This window comes from Halorubrum trueperi (genome assembly GCF_042662525.1).
Classification (GTDB): Archaea; Halobacteriota; Halobacteria; order Halobacteriales; family Haloferacaceae; genus Halorubrum; species Halorubrum trueperi.
Genome location: NZ_JBHSXI010000006.1, coordinates 64,490 through 87,066, shown reverse-complemented (window position 1 = coordinate 87,066; position 22,577 = coordinate 64,490). Strand labels below are relative to the sequence as shown.

Annotated in this window: 21 protein-coding genes and 1 tRNA gene; 8 read left to right on the top strand and 14 right to left on the bottom strand. The window is 69.1% G+C overall.

The features are described from left to right. Positions 1–86 precede the first annotated feature (86 nt). Together hisA and ACFQEY_RS06325 are read right to left on the bottom strand one after the other, a co-directional pair. A complete protein-coding gene (gene hisA / locus ACFQEY_RS06330) occupies positions 87–836 on the bottom strand; it encodes a 1-(5-phosphoribosyl)-5-[(5-phosphoribosylamino)methylideneamino]imidazole-4-carboxamide isomerase (protein WP_379765998.1) in 750 nt (249 codons plus the stop codon). A gap of 110 nt (positions 837–946) precedes the next feature. After that, on the bottom strand, positions 947–1,840 hold the full coding sequence (locus tag ACFQEY_RS06325; protein ID WP_379765995.1) for a DUF6517 family protein: 894 nt from the start codon (positions 1,838–1,840) through the stop codon (positions 947–949). 188 nt (positions 1,841–2,028) lie between these two features. Between ACFQEY_RS06325 and ACFQEY_RS06320 the strand changes: the two genes are divergently transcribed. The 3 genes from ACFQEY_RS06320 to ACFQEY_RS06310 are packed head-to-tail and all read left to right on the top strand — an operon-like array spanning position 2,029 to position 6,338. After that, a complete protein-coding gene (locus ACFQEY_RS06320) occupies positions 2,029–3,336 on the top strand; it encodes a thiamine ABC transporter substrate-binding protein (RefSeq protein WP_379765993.1) in 1,308 nt (435 codons plus the stop codon). A 10-nt stretch (positions 3,337–3,346) separates the two neighbouring features. After that, positions 3,347–5,170: an ABC transporter permease gene (locus ACFQEY_RS06315; protein WP_379766077.1), complete on the top strand. Its 1,824-nt coding sequence runs from the start codon at positions 3,347–3,349 to the stop codon at positions 5,168–5,170. Next, the gene (locus ACFQEY_RS06310; protein WP_379765990.1) at positions 5,160–6,338 is read left to right on the top strand and encodes an ABC transporter ATP-binding protein; all 1,179 of its coding nucleotides are present in this window, start codon (positions 5,160–5,162) and stop codon (positions 6,336–6,338) included. The genes ACFQEY_RS06315 and ACFQEY_RS06310 overlap by 11 nt, the downstream gene beginning before the upstream one ends. Positions 6,339–6,854: 516 nt before the next feature. On the opposite strand, the gene ACFQEY_RS06305 is transcribed toward ACFQEY_RS06310, so the two are convergent. Further along, positions 6,855–7,112 carry a DUF7561 family protein gene (locus ACFQEY_RS06305; RefSeq protein WP_379765987.1) on the bottom strand — a complete coding sequence of 86 codons (258 nt, stop codon included), beginning with the start codon at positions 7,110–7,112 and terminating at the stop codon, positions 6,855–6,857. A gap of 705 nt (positions 7,113–7,817) precedes the next feature. On the opposite strand from ACFQEY_RS06305, the gene ACFQEY_RS06300 reads away from it, so the two are divergent. Next, positions 7,818–8,930, top strand: a complete 1,113-nt coding sequence (locus ACFQEY_RS06300) for a pyridoxal-phosphate-dependent aminotransferase family protein (protein WP_379765985.1) — start codon at positions 7,818–7,820, stop codon at positions 8,928–8,930. A gap of 30 nt (positions 8,931–8,960) precedes the next feature. Here ACFQEY_RS06300 and ACFQEY_RS06295 read toward each other — a convergent pair whose 3' ends face one another. Genes ACFQEY_RS06295 through ACFQEY_RS06285 form a run of 3 tightly spaced genes read right to left on the bottom strand, consistent with a single transcriptional unit; the run spans position 8,961 to position 10,518 of the window. Continuing rightward, positions 8,961–9,287, bottom strand: coding sequence for a hypothetical protein (locus ACFQEY_RS06295; RefSeq protein ID WP_379765982.1), 327 nt, complete (start codon positions 9,285–9,287; stop codon positions 8,961–8,963). Positions 9,288–9,297: 10 nt separating this feature from the next. Next, positions 9,298–9,597: a DUF424 domain-containing protein gene (locus ACFQEY_RS06290; RefSeq protein WP_379765979.1), complete on the bottom strand. Its 300-nt coding sequence runs from the start codon at positions 9,595–9,597 to the stop codon at positions 9,298–9,300. Next, the gene (locus tag ACFQEY_RS06285) at positions 9,598–10,518 is read right to left on the bottom strand and encodes a tetratricopeptide repeat protein (protein WP_379765976.1); all 921 of its coding nucleotides are present in this window, start codon (positions 10,516–10,518) and stop codon (positions 9,598–9,600) included. It lies immediately after the preceding gene. A 122-nt stretch (positions 10,519–10,640) separates the two neighbouring features. On the opposite strand from ACFQEY_RS06285, the gene ACFQEY_RS06280 reads away from it, so the two are divergent. After that, positions 10,641–11,306, top strand: coding sequence for an SdpI family protein (locus tag ACFQEY_RS06280; protein WP_379765973.1), 666 nt, complete (start codon positions 10,641–10,643; stop codon positions 11,304–11,306). Between the two features lie 161 nt (positions 11,307–11,467). Next, positions 11,468–12,148, top strand: coding sequence for a DUF7119 family protein (locus ACFQEY_RS06275; RefSeq protein WP_379765971.1), 681 nt, complete (start codon positions 11,468–11,470; stop codon positions 12,146–12,148). On the opposite strand, the gene ACFQEY_RS06270 is transcribed toward ACFQEY_RS06275, so the two are convergent. Then, positions 12,109–13,512 carry a M20/M25/M40 family metallo-hydrolase gene (locus tag ACFQEY_RS06270; RefSeq protein ID WP_379765968.1) on the bottom strand — a complete coding sequence of 468 codons (1,404 nt, stop codon included), beginning with the start codon at positions 13,510–13,512 and terminating at the stop codon, positions 12,109–12,111. The genes ACFQEY_RS06275 and ACFQEY_RS06270 overlap by 40 nt on opposite strands. A gap of 120 nt (positions 13,513–13,632) precedes the next feature. On the opposite strand from ACFQEY_RS06270, the gene ACFQEY_RS06265 reads away from it, so the two are divergent. Continuing rightward, positions 13,633–13,706 (top strand) — tRNA-Lys (locus ACFQEY_RS06265). Between the two features lie 390 nt (positions 13,707–14,096). Here ACFQEY_RS06265 and ACFQEY_RS06260 read toward each other — a convergent pair. From ACFQEY_RS06260 to ACFQEY_RS06230, 7 genes are all read right to left on the bottom strand, one after another. Continuing rightward, positions 14,097–14,915: an alpha/beta fold hydrolase gene (locus tag ACFQEY_RS06260; protein WP_379765965.1), complete on the bottom strand. Its 819-nt coding sequence runs from the start codon at positions 14,913–14,915 to the stop codon at positions 14,097–14,099. Between the two features lie 140 nt (positions 14,916–15,055). Continuing rightward, on the bottom strand, positions 15,056–15,712 hold the full coding sequence (locus ACFQEY_RS06255; RefSeq protein WP_379765962.1) for a lactate utilization protein: 657 nt from the start codon (positions 15,710–15,712) through the stop codon (positions 15,056–15,058). A gap of 314 nt (positions 15,713–16,026) precedes the next feature. Then, positions 16,027–17,676, bottom strand: coding sequence for a thermosome subunit alpha (gene thsA, locus ACFQEY_RS06250; protein ID WP_379766074.1), 1,650 nt, complete (start codon positions 17,674–17,676; stop codon positions 16,027–16,029). A gap of 456 nt (positions 17,677–18,132) precedes the next feature. Continuing rightward, positions 18,133–18,675, bottom strand: a complete 543-nt coding sequence (locus ACFQEY_RS06245) for a KH domain-containing protein (protein ID WP_379765959.1) — start codon at positions 18,673–18,675, stop codon at positions 18,133–18,135. A 104-nt stretch (positions 18,676–18,779) separates the two neighbouring features. Further along, the gene (gene rio1, locus ACFQEY_RS06240; protein WP_379765956.1) at positions 18,780–19,724 is read right to left on the bottom strand and encodes a serine/threonine-protein kinase Rio1; all 945 of its coding nucleotides are present in this window, start codon (positions 19,722–19,724) and stop codon (positions 18,780–18,782) included. Between the two features lie 94 nt (positions 19,725–19,818). Further along, a complete protein-coding gene (gene hjc, locus ACFQEY_RS06235; protein ID WP_379765953.1) occupies positions 19,819–20,376 on the bottom strand; it encodes a Holliday junction resolvase Hjc in 558 nt (185 codons plus the stop codon). Between the two features lie 107 nt (positions 20,377–20,483). Then, positions 20,484–21,023, bottom strand: a complete 540-nt coding sequence (locus ACFQEY_RS06230; RefSeq protein WP_379765951.1) for an NADPH-dependent FMN reductase — start codon at positions 21,021–21,023, stop codon at positions 20,484–20,486. Between the two features lie 84 nt (positions 21,024–21,107). On the opposite strand from ACFQEY_RS06230, the gene ACFQEY_RS06225 reads away from it, so the two are divergent. Further along, positions 21,108–22,508 (top strand): phosphoglucomutase/phosphomannomutase family protein, encoded by a 1,401-nt coding sequence (locus ACFQEY_RS06225; protein WP_379765948.1) that lies wholly within the window; start codon positions 21,108–21,110, stop codon positions 22,506–22,508. The last annotated feature ends 69 nt before the right edge of the window (positions 22,509–22,577 follow it).

Sequence of the window (22,577 nt, the reverse complement as noted above, 5' to 3'; positions counted from 1 at the left end):
AGGGAATTGCGGGTGGAACGGCGTCATCGCCGTTCCGCTGCCTCCCTCACGTCGCGTCCGCCTCCCTCACGCCGCGTCCGCCTCCCTCACACCGCGTCCGCCGCCGCCTGCGCCTCTCGCAGCGTGAACGCGCCCTCGTAGAGGGCGGTTCCGACCACGACCGCGGCCGCGCCTGACTCCTTCAGGGCGACCACGTCGGAGACGCTCGCGACGCCGCCGGAGGCGATGACCGGGATCTCGACCGCGTCGACCACGGCCGCGACCGCCTCGCGGTCGATCCCCTCCAATTGTCCCTCGACGTCGACGTTCGTGAAGAGGACCGCGCCCGCGCCCAACTGCTCGTACCGGCTCGCGGCCTCGGCCGGGTCGAGCCCGGTCCCCTCGGTCCAGCCGCTGACGACAACCTCGCCGTCCTTCGCGTCGAGGCTGACGACGACGCTGCCCGGATGCGTCTCGTCGATCGCCGCGACGATCTCGGGCGTCTCGACCGCCGCCGTCCCGAGGATCACCCGATCGAGACCCAGATCGAGGAGGTCGCGCGCGCCCTGGGCGGTGCGGATGCCGCCGCCGAGCTGGAGGCCGATTTCGTCGTCGACGCGGTCGACGCGGTCGACCACCGCCTCGATCGCGGCGGCGTTGACGCGCTCGCCCTCGAACGCGCCGTCGAGGTCGACGAGGTGGAGCGTCTCGGCACCCTCGTCGATCCAGCGCGCCGCCGCCTCGACCGGGTCACCGTACCGCTTGCCGGTGCCGCGCTCGCCGCCGACCAGCTGGACGACCTCGCCGTCCTGCACGTCGACGGCCGGGATCACCTCGAACTCCGGGAAGTGGTTCATACGAGGTCACAATCGGGGCCGCCGATTAAACGGGTCGGTCCCGGAGCCCCCGGCGCGTTGCCGGCGCGTCGCCGGCGCACCGCCGACCCGCTACCGACCCACCGCCGCCCTCACTCCACCGAGACGAGCAGCGCGGAGATCTCCTCGTCGAAGGTCGCCGGCTCGGTCGCGAGCGCCTCCCTCGTCTCCTCGTCGGTCGTCTCGTCGAGGAACGTTTCGACGTCGATCGCGCTCGGAAGGGCCTCCTCGATCACCTGCGAGAGCGGCTCGGTCGGGTGTGCGCCGCCGGCGACGAGCACGTCGGTGCCGTCGTGCCAGACGCCCAGCCGCGCCTCGATCTCCACGGTCTCGTCGATCGACGTTGTCGACCCCTCCGGGAGCGGGAGCGAGCCGTCGAAGGCGAACTCGCCCCGGAACAGCCACGTCGACGCGGTGTGGCCGGTCTCCACCGTGGTCGTTCCCTCCTCGACGACCTCGACGTTCTCGATACCGCTCCGGCTCAGCTGCGCGCGGAACGCCTCGGTGGCGGCCGACTCCACCTCCGTCATCAGCCGATCTCGGCCGACGCCCGCCGGCAGGTTGTCGAGCGCCGGTCTGAGGTCGATCCGCGTCGCGAAGAAGATCACCGGCGACCCGCTGGCGTCGAACGTCTCGGCCAGCGCCTCGGCGACGGAGACGTACTCGTAGATCCGCGTGTGTTCGAGCGCCCGCACCGTCACCGGGCCGTACGACTGCTCGAAGACCGTGCTCTCCGACTCGTCGAGCAGTCGCCAGCCGTCGTCGATCCGGTCGCTCGTCACCGTCGGCCCCGGGACCGGTCCGTCGCGGGTGCCCAGACAGCCCGCGAGTCCGATCGCCGCGGCGCTCGCGCCCCCGGCGAGCAGTCGGCGGCGTGCGATTCCGGTCACATCTCCCGGTGAGTTCTCCGTCGTGTCCCCTGTCGCGTCCTCCGGCGACTTCTCCGTCGAATCCCCCGTCGCGTCCCCTGTCGACTCTTCGGTCATGCGAGGCTAGATGCGACCACGGGGTAAATTGGTATCGGCGTCGCTATCGACTCCGAGACCTGCCACGGTGGGTGGTCGGTCGCGTTCGCGAGCGCGGTCGCGGACGCGATTGCCGTCGCTCAGACGGTGGGCTCCCGCTGTCGGCGACACGGATCCCTTATGTAACTACCCGGTGTAACAACTCGGTAATGGACGACGAATTGGACGCGGTCGATCAGAAGGGCGACGCCCGACCACACACCCGGCGGCGGTTCCTCGCGCTCGGCGGCGCGGCCGGGGCCGTGGCGCTCGCGGGCTGTAGCGCCGAACGAACTGACGACGGAGCCGGCGACGACGGGGAGGGGAACGGCGACGGCTCCGATGGGAATGGGAGCGACGGAGACGGAGGCGACGGTGACGGGAACGACGGATCGGACGACGAGAGCGAGGGCGAGACACCGACCCTCACCGTCGCGACCTACACCAGCTTCATCGACGCGCCGTCGGTGAGTCCGGGGGAGTGGCTCAAGGAGGCGTTCGAATCGCGCGTCGACGCCGAGCTGGAGTGGGCGACCCCCGACAACGAGGTGAACCACTACGTCGAGCGGGCCAGCTCTGGAGCGCCGATCGACGCCGACCTCTACGTCGGGCTCACCACCGAGGACCTGGTCCGCGTCGACGACGAGCTCGACGAGGACCTGTTCGCCGCGGCGGGCGAGATCGGCGGAATCGACGACGTCCGCGAGGGGCTGCTGTTCGACCCGCACGACCGCGCCGTCCCCTTCGACACGGGCTACGTGAGCCTCGTCTACGACGGCACGGCGACGGAGGCTCCCGAGACGTTCGAGGGGTTACTCGACGAGGAGCACGCCGGGGCGCTCATCGCGCAGAATCCCGGTGCCTCGACGACGGGCCGATCGTTCCTGTTGCACACGATCCACCGCTTCGGCGACGGCGGCGTCGCGGGGGGCGGCGGTGACGGCGACGGGGGTGACGGAGGTGACGGCGACGACGCGGAGACGGTGGAGGGCGGCGACGGCGACCCCGACTACGACTACCTCGACTACTGGGCGGAGCTGCAGGACAACGACGTGCGGGTGCTCGGCTCGTGGGACGACGCGTACACCGCGTGGAGCGAGGGCGAGGCCCCCATGGTCGTCTCCTACTCGACCGACCAGGTGTTCGCGGACATGGAGGGGCAGGATCTCGACCGGCACCAGATCCGCTTTCTGAACGATCAGGCGTACGCGAACCCCGAGGGAATGGCCGTCTTCGCGGACGCCGACGAGCCGGAGCTGGCCCGCGAGTTCATGTCGTTCATGCTGGAGTCGGACGTGCAAGGGGAAATCGCCCAGCGAAACGTCGCGTTCCCCGCGACCGACTCGGCCGAGCTCCCGGCGGATTACGCGGATCTCGCACAGGAGCCGTCGGAACCGGTGACGTTCACGTACGACGAGCTCCAAGGGTCCGTCAGTGAGTGGGTCGAAGCCTGGGAGCGGCAGTACGCCGGGAACTGAGGTCGACGGCGTGAGCGCCGCCCGCCGAAGTGACGAGGACGCCGGGAGCCGCGCCCGGCTCAGCTCTCTCCGCGACCGCGTCGAGGGTCGCCTGCTGACTGCGCTCGCGGTCGTCACGAGCGCCGTGCTCGTCGCCGCGTTCTACTACCCGGTCGGTACCGTGCTCGTCGAGTCGGTCGTCGTCGACGGCGTCGCCACGCTCTCCGTCTTCGCCGAGCTGCTTCGCGACCCCTTCTACTTCGGCGAGCTCGCGCGGCTGTTCGCGGGCGAGTCGCCCCTCGCCGTCGCCCGCGACCTCCTCGGACCGGACCGGCGGCTCGGGATCGTCGGCTTCACCGCGTACCAGGCCGCGCTGTCGACGCTCGCGAGCGTCGCACTCGGGCTTCCGGCCGCCTACCTGCTCGCGCGCTTCGAGTTCCCGGGCCGGCGCACCCTGCGGTCGCTGACGATCGTCCCGTTCGTGCTCCCGTCGATCATGGTCGCGGTCGGCTTCGTCGCGACGTTCGGAAGCAACGGGACGTTGAATGCCGCCTTGCAGGCGGTCGGGCTCCCGCCCGTCGACCTCATGTTCACGCTGGAGGCGATCGTGATCGCCCACGCCTTCTACAACGCGCCGCTCGTCGCCCGGGTGACGACCGCGGCGTGGGAGTCGGTCGACGCCCGCGCGGTCGAGACCGCCCGGAGCCTCGGCGCGGGACCGATCCGGGCGTTCTACGACGTGGTCGCGCCGCAGGTGTACCCGGCCGTCTTGACGGGCGCGGCGCTGACGTTCGTGTTTACGTTCGGGACGTTCCCCATCGTGCTCGCGCTCGGCGGGTTCCAACTGGCGACCGTCGAGGTGTTCGTCTATCGACTCGTTCGGGATCTGAGCTACGCCGAGGCCGCCGCGCTGGCGATCGTCGAGCTGGTGATCTCTCTCGGCGTCCTGCTCGCGTACCTGCGGTACGAGGCGCGCAACACGGTGCGGTCGCGGGGCGCTCGGCCGCTCCCCCGCAAGCCCCTGCTGCCCACGGCACCGACGGCAGGGTCGGTCCTGTCCCGATTTGGGCTGGTGACGTACGTCGCCGTCGCGGGGCTGATCTTCCTCGCGCCGATCGCCTCGATGGTCCTCGCCAGCGTCACGGGTGGGGAGGGCGCGCTCACCTTGGAGCACTACCGGTTCCTCCTCGACCGTCAACGGACCGGGGCGGCGTTTCAAGTGCGGCCGTGGCCCGCGATCCGCAACTCGCTGACCTTCGCGGCGGCGGCGACGCTGATCGCGCTTCCGATGGGCGTCGTCGTCGCGGTGCTGACGACCCGGCGGTATCGGGGGCGGAAGCTGATCGACGCGGCAGCGATGGCCCCCCTCGCAGTGTCGGGGATCATCGTCGGGCTCGGGCTGCTCCGCGGGCTCGTCTTCGGCGTGGAGGTCGCGGGCTGGCGGATCGCGGCGACCGGCGCGGTCGCCATCGTCGTCGCGCACGCGGTCGCGGGCTACCCGTTCGTCGTCCGAACAGTCGCCCCCGGGCTGGACGGGCTCGACCGCTCGCTGATCGAGTCAGCGCGGGCGCTCGGCGCGTCGCGGGCGCGGGTAATCCGCGACGTGGAGCTGCCGCTGGTATGGCCCGGCGTCGTCGCCGGCGCGGCGTTCGCGTTCGCCATCTCGATCGGCGAGTTCACGGCGACGGTGGTGCTCGCGACCGGTGCCGACGCGTACACGATGCCGGTCGCCATCGAACGCTTCATCGGGCGTCGGCTCGGACCGGCGACCGCAATGGGCGTCGTCCTCCTCGTCGTCACCGGGCTCAGCTTCGTCGTCATCGAGCGGCTCGGAGGTGAACACCGTGGGTTCTGAGCGCGCCGGCAACTCAACGGATGGCCCCCCTGCCGCCGTCGAGGCGGACGACACCCCCGCCGTCGAACTCGACGGCGTGACGAAGCGGTACGGCGACGCGGTCGCCGTCGACGACGTGACCCTCGGGGTGCGCGAGGGCGAGTTCTTCACGCTCGTCGGCCCCTCCGGCTGCGGGAAGACGACGACGCTCCGGCTGATCGCGGGGTTCGAGGAACCCACCGCCGGGACCGTCCGATTCGGCGGCGAGTCGGTCGCCGGGGTGCCGCCGGAGGACCGCGACGTGGGCGTCGTCTTCCAGAACTACGCGCTGTTCCCGCACATGAGCGTCGGCGAGAACGTCGCCTACGGGCTCAACTTCGCGGACCCGCCCGGAGGCGTCACCCGCGACGAGCGCGTCGCGGAGCTGCTCGACCTCGTCGACCTGCCGGACGCCGCCGACCGCGACCCGGAGAGCCTCTCCGGCGGGCAGCAACAGCGCGTCGCGATGGCGCGCGCGCTCGCTCCGGGTCCCGATGTGCTCCTCCTGGACGAGCCGATGAGCGCGCTCGACGCGCGGCTCCGCGAACGACTGCGGGTGCAGGTGCGCCGGATCCAGTCCGAACTGGGGATCACGACCGTCTACGTCACCCACGATCAGGAGGAGGCGCTGGCGATCTCAGACCGCGTCGCCGTCATGTCGGACGGAGCCCCCGAGCAAGTCGCTCCCCCGCGGACGGTGTACCGGGAGCCCGCGACCCGGTTCGTCGCCGAGTTCGTGGGCGACAACAACGTGTTCGCGGGGCGGGTGGCCGACGTCGAGGAGGGCGACAGGGACGGCGGCGGTGAGGGCGGTGATGGCGGCGACAGAGACGGCGGCGACCCCCGCACCGTCGGCGTCGACGTCGACGGCGAGACGCTTCGGGTCGCCGTCGCCACCGATCGCGACACCCCCGCCGTCGGCGACGGGCTCACCTTCTGCGTCCGGCCCGAGTACCTGCGGATCGGAGGCGGCGAGAGCCGGGTTCGGGCGACCGTCGAGAGCGCGGAGTTCCTCGGTGAGACGACACGCGTGACCCTCGCCTGGGGCGGTCGGGACCTCCTCGTTCGGACGCGCGACCCCCTCTCCGGCGAGGTCGTCGTCGGCTTCGAACCCGAGGACGCGCACGTGATCGACGTCGACCGGGCGTGACGGACGATTGCTTATCAATGAACGTGGCGGTGCGGTGGCGCGCCTCTGCGCGCTCGGTTAAAAGCGAGCGCGCAGAGCCCGCGAGGGAGGCCGGACCGTCCGCCCGACCGCTAGGCGGACGGTCCGGACGAGGCTGGGGAGGGGTGAGGCTGCGGTCCCGCGAGCGAAGCGAGCGGGAGTACGGAAGTCGCAGCGCCGAGCGAAGCGAGGCGGCCGTCTTCCGGTGGTGCGGCGCGGTGCGGGGTGGGACCAAAGGGGCAGTCGCGAGGACGGCGCAGGCGACACAAGCACCGCAGCGAAGGAGCGAACGAAGTGAGCGACGGAGTGAGGAGCGCAGCGAGCGTGCGCCGTCCTCGCGGCTGGGGCTTTGTGAGTGTTCTCCGCACCAGCAATGATTTATAAGCGAGCGACTGGGGCTTTGTGAGCGGTCGCCGCGCCAGCACCGATCACGTATCAATCACTTATAAATGAGCAACTGCGTCCTTGGCGGTGTTCTCGACAGCAACGCCAGTAACGTCACTTCCAGTGCCAGAAGTGGTTCCCGTCCTCCTCGACGGGATCGGTCCGCTCTCGGAGGTCGGCGACGTCCTCCGCGGCGGGTTCGTGATCGTCCGGCAGCGCGTCCATGCACTCGAAACAGAGGAAGAATTCGGAGCCGTCGGTCAACTCCAGGGTCAGCCCCTGCGTCGATTCGAACGCGAAGTTCCACAGGTCGCCGATACCGCCGGCGATCCTGACGGACCGCTCGCAGACGTCACACGACTCCGAGGCCATACACGCGGTTTCGGCTCCGTGCGGTAATGCGTATCGGGACGTGATAATGACACGTCGGTGTCGGCGTGACGACCACCGCCAACGTTCCAGCCGTTTACTTATAAATCGTTGACAGTGCGGTGAACTCTGACAACGCCCCAGTCGCTCGCTTATAAATGATCGTAGCTGGTGCGGAGAACACTCACAAAGCCCCAGTCGCGAGGACGGCGCAGACGACGTAAGCACTACAGGGAGCGAGCACCGCGAGCGACCGAAGCGCGTGGTTCGAGAGAGCAAAGCTCTCTCGTCATCCCGAAAATCGGAGATTTTCGGGCGACAACGAGTCTGCGCCGTCCTCGCGGCTGCCCCTTTGAGTCCCACCCCGCACAGCGCCGCACCACCGGAAGACGGCCGCCTCGCTTCGCTCGGCGCTGCGACTTCCGTACTCCCGCTCGCTTCGCTCGCGGGACCGCAGCCTCACCCCTCCCCAGCCTTGCGGCTCCCTTCGGTCGCCGCGCCCTCGCGGACTCCTCGCGCCCTGCCGGGCGCTCGGAGGCACGCCACCGCAATCGACGCAATCTGCACAACCCCCCAATCCCCGTGATCACTTCGACCGCTTCCGTGGCCGCTTATAAATGCCGCCGCTCCGCTCGCATCGTCGTTTTTCGGGCGTATCACAAGGACCATACCGTCGCGCGTCCCGCTATCAACCGACAGGTGGACCCAGTGACAGAGAAACGCGAATACCGAGACGACTACGCGGACAAGACGCTGTACATCCCCGGGCCGACGGAGGTCCGCGAGGACGTCATCGAGGCCATGACGGAGTCCACGTTCGGCCACCGGATGGACCGGATGACGGATCTGTACACGACCATCGTCGAGGACACGAAGGAGTTCCTCGGCACCGACAACGACGTGGTCATCCTCACCGCGTCCGGAACGGAGTTCTGGGAGGCGTCGACGCTCAACCTCGTCGACGAGAACATCCTCGTGCCGACCTGCGGGAGCTTTAGCGAGCGCCACGCCAACGTCGCCGAGCGCCTCGGCAAGGACGTCGACCGACTGGAGTACGAGTGGGGCGAGGCGGTCAAACCCGAGGACATCCGCGAGCACCTCGGATCGACGGACAAACACTACGACGTGGTCGCGACGGTGATGAACGAGTCCTCGACCGGGGTCCGGAACCCCATCGAGGAAATCGGCGACGTGATCGCCGACTATCCGGACACGTACTTCGTCGTCGACGCCGTGTCGGCGCTCGGAGGCGATCTCGTCGACATCGACGAACACGACATCGACGTCATCTTCGCGTCCACGCAGAAGGCGTTCGCGATGCCGCCGGGGCTCGCGGTCTGCGTCGTCAGCGACGACGCCTACGAGCGCGAGGTCGAGAAAGGAACGTCGTCGTGGTACGGCGGTTTCCGCCGCACGATCGACTACTACGACCGGAAGGGCCAGACCCACTCGACGCCCGCAATTCCCATCATGCTGGCGTACCGCAAGCAGATGAAACACATGCTCGAAGAGGGCCACGCCGCCCGCGACGAGCGCCACCGCGAAATGATGCAGTACGTTCACGACTGGGCCGACGAGCACTTCGCGATGTTCCCCGAACCGGGCTACGAGTCCCAGACGGTCGCCTGCATCGAGAACACGCAGGGGATCGACGTCGCCGCGACCATTGACGAGGTGAGCGAGGAGTACGACATGGCCTTCTCGAACGGCTACGGCTCGCAGCTCGGCGAGAAGACGTTCCGCATCGGCCACATGGGCGAGCACACCGTCGAGAGCGTGAAGGAACTCACCGACGCGATCGAGGACGTCGCCGGCCTGTAATTCGGTCGAAAAACGCCCGTCTCACCGCGCTCAGCTCTCTCTTCGCGGTTCGACCAAATCGATCCGGTACCGTCGCCCGCCGGCCGCCGTCTCCTCGACCGCGACGACGACGAACGCGTGCTCGCCGACGTCGACGATGTCGCCCGGCGAGAGCGGTCCGTCGGCTCCCGGCTCGCCGCGTCGACGTCGGTTCCGTCGCGCTCGCGCCCCGTCCTCGCCCGGAGTCTCCTCGGCGACGACGCCCGGTGCGACGCCGATGACGGCTCGCTCGGCGTCGACCGCGCGGCTCCAGAACGCGTCCGCCGGCGGGTGCGGGCCCAACAGTCCGGCCAACTCCTCCCTCCTGAGTCGCTTCATGCGTCCGCGCTCACAGCCAGAGCAGTTGTGCGTGTCGGGTTTCCTCGAACTCCAGAACGGTCTCCTCGTCGACGAGACCGGCCTCGACCGCGACGCCGACGGCCTCGGTGCCGACGATGTTCGCGACCTGTGCGCGGTGGAGTCCGGCGACGACCTCCTCGGCGGTTGCCTCGACCGCGTCGTCGCCGCCGTAGAACTCCTCGCTCACGGTGAGCGTCACGGGACCGTCCTCGTACGTCTCGCCGAGACAGTCGGCGTCACAGACGGAGACGAGCGTCCCCTCCGCGGTCTCGCGTTCGCGGAGGAGCATCTAGAACCCCTCGGGACCCTCGCCCTGGAGCTCGCGCTCCGGCGTCTCGTCGTCGCCGCGACCGCCAGCGTCCGACTGTCCGCCCATCTCGTCGCGACCGCCAGTTCCCGGGTGGCCGCCCGTCCCGCCGCGACCGCCCGGGCCCATCGCGCCCTGTCCGGCCTGTCCGCCCTGTCCGGTCTGTTCTTCGACCATCTGTCCCTCCGCCTCCCGGCGGATCTCATCGGCGCGGTCGGCGACCTCCTCGGCCTGCTCGTGCTCGCCCGCCTCTTCGAGCGCGCGCGCCTTCTCTTCGAGGACGCCGGCGCTGCGGTAGCCGAGTCGGATCGCATTGTCGAAGCAGGTGACGGCGTCCTCGGCGAGCCCGCGCTCGACGAGCAGGAACCCGCGGTTGTACCACGCTTCGGCGAAGCGCGGGTCGGTCTCGACGGCGCGCTCCGCGTGTTCGAGCGCCTGCTCGTGGCGGCCGAATTCCCAGAGCGCGTACGCGAGGTTGGTCTCGGCGGTCGCGGCGTGCTCGGAGTCGTCGTCGATCCGGAGCGCTTCCTGGTACGCGCCGATCGCCTCGTCGAACTCCTCCAACTCCGCGTGGGCCGCGCCCTTGTTCACCCACGCCTCCTGGGCGTCGAGCGAGTCCTCCTCCGCGAACTGGGCGGCGCGCTCGAACGTCTCGGTCGCTTCCTCGAAGCGGTTGATCCCCATGTACGAGAGCCCGACGTCGACCAGTCGATCGACGTCGACGGCGTCGCTCCCGACGTTGCGTCGGTCGAGGATGTCGGTGAGCACGCGGGAGTCGACGGGGTCGACCGTGTTGGGGTCCGCGTCCAGCTCCTCGGGGTCGAGGGTGAACTCCTCGTAGTCGGCGTCGACGCCCTGCCCGGCGGAGAACTCGTGGCGGTCGTCGTCGCGTTCGTCGGTCATATGCCCGTGTTTGGCGGTCACGACGCGTAAGGGTTGCGTCGGCGACCGACCGAAAGGAACGTCGGCGAGAGCGAACGCGCTCAGGGCCGATCTTTATCGGCCTCGGCGACGACGCTGCCGACATGAACACGCGACGGTACTTCGGTCTCGCCGCCCTCCTCGTCGTCCTCTCGGCCGCCGTCGGCATCGCCGCGCTCCCCGCGCTCCCCGAGCGGATCGTGACCCACTGGGACGCCGCCGGCGATCCGAACGGGACCGCGTCCGCGGCCGTCGGGATCTGGCTGCTTCCGGGGCTCTCCGCGGCGCTGCTCGCGCTCTTCGCCGTCCTCCCGCGGATCGACCCGCTCGGGGAGAACGTGGCCGCCTTCCGGGAACACTACGACCGGCTCGTCGTCGTCCTCGCGGCGTACCTCACCGCCCTCCACGTCGGTATGATCGCGTTCAACCTCGGCGTCGAGTTCGATTTCGTCGCGTTCGTCCTCCTCGGCGTGGCCGGGTTGTTCTACTACATCGGAACGATCCTGCCGCACGTCGAACCCAACTGGTTCGTCGGGATCCGAACGCCCTGGACCCTCAGCAGCGACGCGGTGTGGGACCGGACCCACGCGCTCGGCGCGAAACTGTTCAAGCTCGCCGGCGTGCTCGCCGCGGTCGGGGTCGCGTTCGGCGAGTACGCGGTGTTCTTCGTGCTCGTCCCCGCGGTCGCGACCGCGGTCGTGACCGCCGCCTACTCGTACGTCCTGTACCGGCGAGTCGATGCCGACGGAACGCTCCCGTCAGACGAGTGAGCGACCGCGAACGGCCGGCGGTGGCCGTTTACGGCTGCTAACGACCGCGAACGACCAGGGACGGCCGCGGATGGCCACCGCCACCGTCCGTGCCGTCACGGTCGGCAGCGAAACCTGCCCCGGTGCCGGTCGCTTATGTACGCGGCCCCGAAGGGTACGGTATGAACGAGGACTCACGAGCCGACCGACGCTCCCCCGTCGGCGAGCCCGTCGTCCGATCCGACCCGGCGGTCACCGGCGAGCGGGCCGCCGAGGCGGTCGGGTTCGATCCCGACGACCCCGAGAGCGTCGCCGAGGCGGCCGAGACGGTGGCCCGCTTCGCGGCCGGCGACGTCGGCGACGAAGACCACGTGCTGATGCTCCGGGGCGCGGCCGCGTGCGCGGCGCTCGTCCGCGGCGTTGGTTCGTACAAGGACGCGGCCGAACGCGCCGGCGACGGCGTTTCGGTGGCGTTCATCCGCAAGTGGGCCCGGGTCCACGACCTCCCGCAGGCGATCCGCCGTCAGGTCGCGAGCGGGCGTATCGTGCCGAGCGCGGCGAAGCACATCGCCCGCCTCGGCGGCCCCGACCGCTACCTCGTCGCCTGGGCGGCCATCGACGGCGACCTCACGGTCCGAGAGGTACGCTCCATCGCCTCGGCCGTCAACGACGGGAGCGACGTCGAGGCCGCGGTCCGCGAGGCGGGCGTCGATCTCGGCCACGTCGGCCTCGACCTCCCCCTCGACACCTACGTCGAACTCAGGCGACGCGCCTCGAACCGAAACGCCGAGCCCGGCGACCTCGTCGCCGAGGCGCTCAACGGCTACTTCGCCGACTCGCCGGGCGACGGCGAGTCGAAATAGCGCCGCGCGAACCGCACCGTCGCGCCCGCGATCGCCTTCCGTCCGCTCACAACCTCGTCCCACGCGATCGTCTCGTCGGGATAGTGCGCCTCCGTGATGCTCCCCGGCCCCAACAGCACCGTCGGGATCCCCGCCGCGACGTAGTGTCTGGAGTCCGCGCCGTAGGTCGCGCCCGTCGGCTCGCCGTCCGGGATCCCGGCGTCGGCGAGCCCCGCCCGGGCCGCCTCGACGATCGGCTCGTCGACGGCGACCTCGGCGGGCTCGAACTGCACCGAGAAGCGCTCGAACGTCGGTGGGTGCTCTCGGAGCCACGGGTCGGCCGCGACGACCTCGTCCAGCCGCGCGCGAAACGTCTCCTCCACCTCGTCGACGGTCTCGCCGGGCGCGACTCCGATCCGGAACTCGGCAGAGAGCGACGCCGGCACCGTCGACGCCCACGAGCCGGCCTCGACCCGCCCGCAGACGACCGGCCACGGCACCGGGAACTCCGTATATAAGGGGTGCGTCACCGCCTCGCCCCGCTCCGCCTCCAGTTTCGTGAACGCCTCCCGGATCGCCTCGAACCGCGGGAGGACGTCCTCGCCGCGCCAGCGAGTGGCGGCGTGGGCGCTGCGCCCGGTCAGCTCCAACCGCGCCATCAGCGAGCCCTCGCAGGCGACGACGGGGCGAAGCTCGGTCGGCTCCGCGACGATCGCCGCGTCGCGCTCGAAGGGGTACGGGTTCGCGAGCGCCGCGGTCGCCGCGCCGTAGCCGCCGTCCTCCTCGCCAGCGACCGCCTCGACGACGACCCGGAGCCCCGAATCGGGGAGGTCGAGCGAGCCCGATTCGACCCCCTCTCGCACGTCGAGCGCCGCCCCGACGCACGCCGCGAGCCCCGATTTCATGTCCGCCGCGCCGCGAGCGGTGAGGGTCTCGCCGTCACCGTCTGCAGAAGTATCGCTGTCGCGGTCTGCGTCGCCACGGCAGCCCGCGTCGCTGGCGGCGGTCCACGTCGGGTCGAAGGGGTCGCTCAACCACTCCGCGGGGTCGGCCGGCACGACGTCGAGGTGGCCGTTCAGGATGATGGTGGGGGCATCGGCGGTCGCGTCTTGGGGTGTCGTGTCCCCGGTGAGTTCGTCCGGTTCCGCGCCGCCGAGTTCGAGCACGCCGGCAACGCTTCGGCGGCCGGCGACGTCGTCCTCGTCGAGGTCGTCCGGGAAGGAAGGGTGATCGGCGAGGAGGTCCGGATCCGCGTCCCACGCGTAGGTCTCGAAGCCGAGATGGGCGAGTCGGCCCTCGACGAAGTCGGCCGCGGCCGCCTCTTCGCCGGCGGTCGACGCGAAGCCGCAGAGGTCCGCGGCGAACGCGCGCATGTCGAAGTCCATGCTCGCGGCGACGGCGGCGGTTCGGAAACCGTTTCGGATCGACAGAATAGCGCACCGCGGCCGCTGCCGCACGCGTTTTCTAAACGTTTATCCGTGGTCTGGTCGTATCGATTCGTGTCTGGGCCGGTAGCTCAGTTAGGGAGAGCGTCCGGCTTTTAACCGGACGGTCGGGGGTTCGAATCCCTCCCGGCCCGCTGTACCGCCGCGAGCAATAACGCGAGCGGCGGTACTGTGACGAAGGGAGGGTTCGAACCCTGCCAGAGGCAGCCCGCGCAGCGAAGCGAGCAGGAACCTCTGGCTCTGGTTCGAATCCCTCCCGGCCCGTGTCCTGCCGCGAGCACTTCGCGAGCGGCAGGTCACGGAGAGAGATTCGAAGAGACCAGTCGCGCGCAGCGAACGAAGTGAGAGAGCACGTCTGGGCGTGGTTCGAATCGCGTCGCATCCGGAGGATGCGACTGACCCACGCTCGCTTCGCTCGCGTGGATCCCTCCCGGCCCGCTGTCCCGCCGCGAGCAATAACGCAAGCGGCGGTGCTGTGACGAAGGGAGGGTTCGAATCAGAGAGCGACTGGGGTTCCCGAGTCACTAGCTTCCCCCGGTCCACTCCAGCGCGTCCCGCTGTCCGTCGAGAAGCGTTCCGAGGTGGTCGGTCTCGACAGTCGTTAACGTCGCCGCAGATTCTCGAACGAGGGTCCGGACGGGTGGGAGAGGAGTGTTCTCGTCTCGTGTCCCGTGCCAAAACCGGACCGGCACGTCCGGCAGCGCCGGATCGAACGACGCGCTTGCGAACGCTCGGTTCTCCCGTTCGACCGCTCTCGCGTCTCGTCTGAGAGCTTCGTGAAAGTCGGCGTCTACCGCCTCAGCGACTGAATCCGAGACGGACCGGTCCGTGTACTGTGACACCACTGGGGCCGGTCCGACGACCGACGCGAGCGCCTTCGAGAGCCGAAACACGGCGCGCAGGGCGAACGGGACCGATCCGAGCGCGGAGAGGGCGTTCTCGGTCGGGGGGACCACGGTACTGATCAGTCCGACTCGTGTCGCCCGGCCGCCATTCGCGACCGCGAGCGCGAAGGGACCGCCACCGGAGAATCCCACGACCCCAGCCCGATCGATCGACTCCGCGTCGAGAAGTTCTGCCAGGTCGTTCGGCCAGTCTCGCCACGTCCATCCCGCCGGTGGCGGCGACGAGCGCCCGTATCCCGGGCGGTCGGGCACGAGGATCCGGACTCCCGCTTCGGTCGCAGACTCAGCCAGCAGCGCTCCGAACAGCCGTGATCCCGGTGTACCGTGATGAACGACGACCGGGCGGCCGTTTGGGTCCCCACCGGTGGCGAACGAGAGCGTTCGTCCGTCGGAGAGGGTGTGCGTGTCGGTCTGGAGACCAGAACCTGGAGATGTCATGATGGGACCTACTCACGCTTCTCGAAGAGACGATAAGGAAATTGTGGTCGAACGACATCAGCGGAGACGCGTCGAGGGAGCTCACTGGTCTCGAAACGGGGGAAAAACGCGCGGCGCGTCGTCGAAACGGCGAGGCGTATTCAGTATCCGAGCTGCTCGCGCACGAGCACGACCGTCGTCCGGCCCTCCTCGGTCTCGCGTCGGTAGATGAGCTGCTTGGCGATAGCGGATTCGACGCCGTACGCCTCCTGTGCGCGCTCGTTTTCGAGCGGGTACGCAACCGACTCCAGTCGGTCGAGCGCGTCGTCGAGCGTCGGGACGATCTTGTTCACGCCGCTGACGATGACGACGTTGCCGGCGGCGAACGGGTACGCGCCGATCCGGCTGCCGGAGAGGTCGGCGGCGACGAGCTCGCCCGTCTGCGCGACCGCGTTGATGCCGCCGAGGAAGTAGTCGGCCGTCTGTGACTCGCGCCGGGCGGTCTGCCGCTCGGCGTCGTCGTCGATGCTCCAGATCTCGTCCGGGAGATTCTCCCACTCGTGGTCGCCCTCACTGAGGAGCTCGTCGAACCCGATCTCTTCGAGCGTCGTCGAGTGGCCGTTCATCACGGACGCGCCCCCGGGGATCTGCGACTGGACCGCGTCGAGCGCCTCGTCGGCGTCGTCGACGACGATTACGTCGAAGCCGCGCTCTTCGAGGTTCGCGACCGTCTCTTCAACGGTCGCGTCGTCGGGAAGCTCATCTAATTCCGCGTCGATCTCCGTGTCGTCTGCGTAGTCGGCTTTCTGCTGTGGCATGGTGAACGTGAGAACCTCGTCGACAGATCGGAGGGTCGGGAGTCACTTAACCGCTCGCGGACACCGCCGTCCCGTGGTTACGCCGGTGTTACCCTCCTGTCGCGCGAGCCGAATGTGGGGAGTAGTGGCGCGGCACGTGGTCGGAGGCGAACGGGACACTCGATCGGACGACGAGCGGGACGCTCTCTGCGGTCGAGTCGTCGATAAAAGTCGTGTGTCGTCGAGGCCCGGAGGGGCGCGCGACGGTCGGTCGAAAGGCGGTTCGGTGAAGCGTCAGGTCGGAATCGGGGGGCTGTGTGAGTTCTCGCCGAGCTTCACATCGCGCCGCCCATGCCGCCCATGCCGCCCATGCCGCCCATTCCGCCGGGCGCGCCGCCGGGGCCGCCCTCGTCGCCGCCGTCGTCGGAGCCGCCGCCCTTGAGGTCACCGGCCGCGATGACGTCGTCGATGCGGAGGATCATGACGGCCGCCTCGGTGGCGGACTCGATGGCCTGGGTCTTGACGCGGAGCGGCTCCACGACGCCCTCGGCCTCCATGTCGATCACGTCGCCCGTGTAGGCGTCGAGACCGGCACCGAACTCGCCGCCGTCGTGGCGGGAGCGGAGGTCGACCAGCGAGTCGATGGGGTCGAGACCAGCGTTCTCGGCGAGCGTGCGCGGAACGACTTCCAGCGCGTCGGCGAACGCCTCGACGGCGAGCTGCTCGCGGCCGCCGACGGAGTCGGCGAAGTCACGGAGCTGCAGCGCGAGTTCGGCCTCGGGCGCGCCGCCGCCGGGCAGCACCTGCCCGTCGAGCAGCGTCGTGCGGACGACGCCGAGCGAGTCGTCGATTGCGCGCTCGACCTCGTCGACGACGTGCTCGGTGCCGCCGCGGAGGATGAGCGTGACGGACTTGGCTTCCTCGACGTCCTCGACGAAGATGCGCTCGTCGCCGCCGATGTCCTTCTGAGCGACGGAGCCGGCGAAGCCGAGATCGTCGGATTCGATGTCTTCGAGGTTGGAGACGACGCGGCCGCCGGTCGCGCGGGCGAGGCGTTTGAGGTCGCCGGACTTCGCGCGGCGGACCGCCAGGATGCCCTCCTGGGCGAGGTAGTGCTGGGCCATGTCGTCGATGCCGTCGCCGACGAAGACGACGTCGGCGTCGATGTCGACGAGGTGGTCGACCATCTCGCGGAGCTGCTGTTCCTCCTGGTCGAGGAACTGCTGGAGCTGGTCGGGGTCAGTGACGTTGACCTCGGCGTCGATCTCCGTCTCCTTCACTTCGATTGCGCCGTCGAACAGCGCGACGTTGGCGTCCTCGACCGCGAAGGGCATGTTCTCGTCGACGCGCTCCTTGTCGACGATGACGCCCTCGACGAGCTCGGACTGGTCGATCGAGCTGCCGACGACCTTCTCGACGGAGACGTTCTCCGTGTCGATGCCGTCGTCGTCCTTGACCGCGAGGACGGCGTCGACGACGAGCTCGGCGAGCAGGTCCTTCGCGTTCTCCGCGCCCTTGCCCGTCATCGCCGTCTGGGCGATCTCGACGAGCGTGTCGTAGTCGTCCTCGGAGACGTCGATGGCCTCCTCGTCGAGGATTTCCTTGGCCTTCTCCGCGGCCTGGCGGTACCCCTGCGCGAGCGTGGTCGCGTGGATGTCCTGATCGAGGAGCTCCTCGGCCTGATCGAGGAGTTCGCCGGCGACGACGACGGCGGAGGTGGTGCCGTCACCGACTTCCTCCTCCTGTGTCTCGCTGACCTCGACGATCATGTTGGCCGCCGGGTGGTCGATGTCCATCTCTTTGAGGATGGTGACGCCGTCGTTCGTGACGACGACGGACCCGCCGGAGTCGACGAGCATCTTGTCCATTCCTTTCGGGCCGAGCGTGGTGCGGACGGACTCCGCGACCGCCTTGCCGGCCGTGATGTTCATGTTCTGGGCGTCTTTTCCGGAGGTGCGCTGCGACTCCTCGGAAAGTACGATCATCGGCTGGTTACCCATCCGCTGTCGCTGAGACATAATCACCCATTGATTGTTTGTGATTCTATATAAACCCTTCGCTCACGCCGTGCGAAAACGCAACACGGTGGGGAGGATACGGTCGGTGTGCGGTACGTTCACACGGGTCTTTTTATAGAACGGTAGATTCAGGTCAGGACACGGGTTGCTTATAAATGATCGAGGCGGTTGGCGGCGGCGGCGGCTTAGCCGCCGGCTGTCACCGGGCTTCGCCCGGTTGCCCGAGGGACACAGTCCCTCGCTGCCAGAGGTGATCCGCGCCTCGCGGCTGGGGCTTAGTGGGTGTTCTCCGTCTCGCCGCAGACAACGAGGGATAAACAAGCCCGCAAATCCGGCAGAGTTCTGCTCGATCTTCGGAATAGCTTATAAACGAACGACGGCACCGCCACCCGCGACGGCGACGAGACCGACACCAAACCCCGTCTACTGCGGCGCGTTGAAGCTCACGTCGTCGTCGAGCTCGTTCGACATCCGCTCGAGGTACGAGTACACCGCGCCGTGGGGGGCTCCGTCCAACAGCATCCCGACCGCCCGACGAACGACCTCCAGTTCCTCGGGTCGCCCGACAGCGCCGACGGTGGAGCCGTAGACGACGACGTTCGCGCCCGAGAGCTCCTCCAACAGCTCCCGCGTCCGACCGTTCTCGCCAATGATTCGCCCCTTTTTGCGCTGGAGGTCGTTGTCGTTGCGCGTGTGCTCGGACAGGTCGATCAGGTCGAGCGTCCGGAGATCGTGATCGAGGATCGATAGCGCGGTCTCCGGCTTGAAACCCCGACCGATGGCCTTGATCACGTCCGGGACGATCATCTCGGCGACCGGATCGCCGGCCTCCTCGATCGCCACGCTACCCGAGTCCGAATCGACGTCGAGCCGCACCTCCGCGCGTTCCTCGATCTCCCGCATGGTCTCGCCACCAGCGCCGATGACGACGCCGATCCGGTCCTGCGGAACCGTCACGTGTTGCATACGAAAGAATATCCGGCGGAGCCTTTTAAACGTGTTCCGCCGTGGTCGGGTCTGTGGGCGCGTGACGCGGCTCTCCGGCGGGTTTCGACCACAAACGCGGAGCGCTAGTCGTCCTGCTCCTGGTCCGGCTCCCCGCTCGGGTCGGGCTCCGGTTCCGTCACGTACGCCCGGAGGTCGTCGGGGTCGACGTCGACCCCCTGCCGGGTGAAAAACGACGCCACGTTCTCGCAGTCGCGGTCGAGGAACTCCCCGGCGTTCGGGTGATGGACGGTCACCGCCTGCCCCATGTCGATGATCACCAACTCGCCGTCGTGGATGATCATGTTGTACTCGGAGAGGTCGCCGTGGATCAGCCCGGCCCGGTAGAGCCGCCGCATGTACTCGCGAACGACCTCGTAGGCGGTCTCGGGGTTCTCGACGTCGACCTCGCTCAGCCGCCGAGCGCGGTCCTCGGCGTGTCCCACGAGTTCCATCACGAGGACGTTCCGCTGGACCGCGATGGGCTCGGGGACGCGAACGCCGGCCGTGCGCGCACGCCTGAGGTTCGCGAACTCCTTGCGCGTCCACGCCAGCACGACGGCCTTCTTGTCGCTCGCGATCCCCTCGAACCGCGGGTCTCCCTCTAGGTACTCGCGCATGTGCCGGAAGTTCGAGGAGTTGATCCGGTACACCTTCACGGCGACTTCGCGCTCCGGGTGGACGCCCTCCGGCCCGCCCCCGGCCGCGGCCGAACCGGGCTCCGGTCGCTCGCCCGCCTGCCCGCCGAGCGCCTCGAAGACGCTCGCCTCCTTCCCGGTCGAGACCGGCCCGCCGAAGGCGTCGACGTAGCCGTCCTGCACGAGCTTGTAGACGGCCGCAAGCGTCGCGTCGTCGAACACCGACTCCTGGAGTTTGAACTGCTCGGTGTCCTTGATCCGCTTGCGGAACTCGTCGAACTCCCGGTCCTGTCGGCGGGCGATCCGGTCCGCCTCCGTGTCGGAGACGTCCAGCTGTTCCCACTCGTCGCCGGGATCGTCGTCGGGTTCGAGCAGGACGAACTCCTCGCTCATTCGTTCCGGACTTCGGCGCGGCGAGGGATAAGCGGGCGGGTCGCGCGACGCGGATTCGCCGAGTGACGACAGGGAACCGCCGCTTCCGGCCCGCTCACAACACGTCGAGGGCGTCCTCGACCGGCATGTGACCGTCTCGGACCGCCTCCAATATCTCACGGCGCTCCTCCGCTTCGGGGTCGATTTCGCCCTCACTGCCGTCACCGCCGCCACCGCCGCCGACCTCGTCGAGCGTCACCTTCTCCGTCTCGCCGACGAATTCGTGGAAATCCGTCCCGTGGGCGAGCGCAGTCTCCTTTTTCACCCGGTACGACCCGGCGTCCGTGGTGTACAGGTCGCCGGGGTGGAAGAAGAACCAGTCCTCGCGGTCGAACCGGACCGCGATCCGCGCCTTCGCGCCGAAGTTCCGGGAGAAAAAGAGCAGCGCCTCCACCTCCTCGCCGTCGAGGTAGATCGGGTCGCCGGCGCTCGATTTCGCCTCGATCGCGTAGAACGTCTCGCCGTCCCCCGCGAGCACGTCCGGGAGCTCGCGCTCCGTCGACGACCCGCTGGCCGGCGCGCGCATCACGGCGAAGCCAGCCCCGTCCAGGGCGTTCACCAGTTCACGCTCGCGACGGTCGCCCTTCCGGTTAGCGGACACGGACGTCGTCACCCGAATCAATCATGTGAACGTCGTACGCGGGAGCCAGTCAAAAGAGCGACGGGTCGAGACGACGGGTCGGAGCGGCTGATCGAGACGGTGTTCTCCCGGAGTGCCGTTCAGTCCCGCAGCCGCGCCGCGTGCTCGGCGACGACGCGCCCCAGTCGCTCCGTGCGCCGCCGGATGTCGTCATCGGTGACCCGCGGGCTCTCGCCCGCCTCGACGACCGACGAGGCGCTCCGGATCCCGACTTCGTGAGGGACCGTCCACGCGTGGACGTTGCGGAACGTCGACCGCAGGTGTTCGAGCGTTCCGCCGTACGACCCCCCGCCGGCGGTCGCGAGCAGCCCGACCGCGGTGTTCTCGTACTCGTCGGAGCCGCAGAAGTCGTGGAAGTTCTTGAACGTCGAGGAGTACGAGCCGCGGTAGACGGGCGTGCCGGCGAGCACGCCGTCGGCCTCGCGGACGCGTCGAGTCAGCGCCTCGCTGTCGCCCTGTACGTCCTCGTCCGGATGGTACAGCGGGAGGTCGACCGTGCCCAGATCGATCAGATCGGTCTCCGCGCCCGCGTCCGCTGCCGCTGCGAGCGCGACCGAGAGCGCGGCCCGCGTGGTGCTCGCCGATCGACGACTTCCGGATATCGCGACGATTCGGGTCATACGTCTGGTTCGGGGGCCGGGCGCAAAAACACGACGAGTCGAGTGACACCGGACCTTATTGCGCTCGCCATCGACGTAGCGCGCATGGATCAGATCTCGTTCGGAACCGACGGCTGGCGCGCGACGCTCGACACCTTCACCGACGAGCGCGTGCGGATCGTGGGGCAGGCGGTCGCCGATCACCTCTCGGCGGCGGGACGCGAGGAGCCGGTCGCGGTCGGCTACGACGCCCGCGAGACCTCCGAGGGGTTCGCCGAAAGCCTCGCCGAGGTGCTCGCCGGGAACGGCTTCGACGTGCTCCTTCCCGAGCGCGACACGCCGACACCCGTCATCGCGCACGCTATCGTCGACCGCGGGCTCGCCGGGGCTTGCATGGTCACCGCCTCGCACAATCCGCCCGAGTACAACGGTGTGAAGTTCATCCCGAGCGACGGAGCGCCCGCGCTCCCCGAGGTCACGGAGGACGTCGTCGCCCGTCTCGCCGAGCCCGACCTCCTCCCCGAGACCGAGCGCGGAGAGGTCTCGCGGGTCGACCTCGTGAGCGCTCACGCCGACGCCGCTCGCGGGGTCGTCGGCGACGCGACCGGGGGAGACGGAGTCGACCTCGACGGCCTCACGGTCGCGTACGACGCGATGCACGGGAGCGGCCGCGGCGTCACCGACGCCCTCCTGGAATCCGCCGGCGCAGCGGTCCGTCACCTGCGCTGTGACCGCGACGTGACGTTCGGCGGCGACTCCCCCGAGCCGAGCGCCGAGCATCTCGGTGCACTGGCCGACCGCGTCACCGACCCCGATAGCGACGTCGATCTGGGGATCGCCAACGACGGCGACGCCGACCGGATCGCGGTCGTCACCCCCGAGCGCGGCGTCCTCGACGCCAACCTGTTTTACGCCGCCTGCTACGATCGACTGCTGGAGGACGACTCGGGCCCGGCGGTCCGCACCGTCTCGACGACGTTCCTCGTCGATCGGATCGCGGAGGCGCACGGCGAGGAGGTGTACGAGACGCCGGTCGGCTTCAAGTGGGTCGCCGAGGCGATGGGCGAGCACGACGCGCTGTTCGGCGGGGAGGAGTCGGGCGGGTTCACCCTCCGCGGGCACGTCCGCGAGAAGGACGGCGTGTTGATGGCGCTACTCGCCGCGAGCACCCACGCCGCGGAGTCGTTCGACGACCGAGTCGATCGCCTGCTCGACGAACACGGTTCGATCGCGTCCGGAAAGGTGTCGCTCGACTGTCCCGACGACCGCAAGAATGGCGTCCTCGACGCGCTGGAAGACCACATTCCCGAGTCGGTCCGCGGCCACGCGGTCGCGAAGGTGGTCACCCTCGACGGGTTCAAGCTCCTCTTAGAGAACGGCTCGTGGCTGCTCGTCCGTCCGTCCGGCACGGAGCCGAAGCTCCGGGTGTACGCCGAAGCCGAGAGCGGCGGGGCCGTCGACGATCTCCTCGCCGAGGGGCGGGAGATCGTCGAACCGCTGATCTAGCAAGCGGAGCGCCGCGACGACTTTCAGTTCCGGCTTGCATTCGGCTCGACTACTTATGAATTAACCTCG

Bases quoted from the DNA above. Each gene is read 5' to 3' on its own strand.
- hisA (WP_379765998.1), bottom strand. From the start codon at position 836: ATGAACCACTTCCCGGAGTTCGAGGTGATCCCGGCCGTCGACGTGCAG.
- ACFQEY_RS06325 (WP_379765995.1), bottom strand. From the start codon at position 1,840: ATGACCGAAGAGTCGACAGGGGACGCGACGGGGGATTCGACGGAGAAG.
- ACFQEY_RS06320 (WP_379765993.1), top strand. From the start codon at position 2,029: ATGGACGACGAATTGGACGCGGTCGATCAGAAGGGCGACGCCCGACCA.
- ACFQEY_RS06305 (WP_379765987.1), bottom strand. From the start codon at position 7,112: ATGGCCTCGGAGTCGTGTGACGTCTGCGAGCGGTCCGTCAGGATCGCC.
- ACFQEY_RS06295 (WP_379765982.1), bottom strand. From the start codon at position 9,287: ATGAAGCGACTCAGGAGGGAGGAGTTGGCCGGACTGTTGGGCCCGCAC.
- ACFQEY_RS06290 (WP_379765979.1), bottom strand. From the start codon at position 9,597: ATGCTCCTCCGCGAACGCGAGACCGCGGAGGGGACGCTCGTCTCCGTC.
- ACFQEY_RS06285 (WP_379765976.1), bottom strand. From the start codon at position 10,518: ATGACCGACGAACGCGACGACGACCGCCACGAGTTCTCCGCCGGGCAG.
- ACFQEY_RS06280 (WP_379765973.1), top strand. From the start codon at position 10,641: ATGAACACGCGACGGTACTTCGGTCTCGCCGCCCTCCTCGTCGTCCTC.
- ACFQEY_RS06275 (WP_379765971.1), top strand. From the start codon at position 11,468: ATGAACGAGGACTCACGAGCCGACCGACGCTCCCCCGTCGGCGAGCCC.
- ACFQEY_RS06270 (WP_379765968.1), bottom strand. From the start codon at position 13,512: ATGGACTTCGACATGCGCGCGTTCGCCGCGGACCTCTGCGGCTTCGCG.
- ACFQEY_RS06260 (WP_379765965.1), bottom strand. From the start codon at position 14,915: ATGACATCTCCAGGTTCTGGTCTCCAGACCGACACGCACACCCTCTCC.
- ACFQEY_RS06255 (WP_379765962.1), bottom strand. From the start codon at position 15,712: ATGCCACAGCAGAAAGCCGACTACGCAGACGACACGGAGATCGACGCG.
- thsA (WP_379766074.1), bottom strand. From the start codon at position 17,676: ATGATCGTACTTTCCGAGGAGTCGCAGCGCACCTCCGGAAAAGACGCC.
- ACFQEY_RS06245 (WP_379765959.1), bottom strand. From the start codon at position 18,675: ATGCAACACGTGACGGTTCCGCAGGACCGGATCGGCGTCGTCATCGGC.
- rio1 (WP_379765956.1), bottom strand. From the start codon at position 19,724: ATGAGCGAGGAGTTCGTCCTGCTCGAACCCGACGACGATCCCGGCGAC.
- ACFQEY_RS06230 (WP_379765951.1), bottom strand. From the start codon at position 21,023: ATGACCCGAATCGTCGCGATATCCGGAAGTCGTCGATCGGCGAGCACC.
- ACFQEY_RS06225 (WP_379765948.1), top strand. From the start codon at position 21,108: ATGGATCAGATCTCGTTCGGAACCGACGGCTGGCGCGCGACGCTCGAC.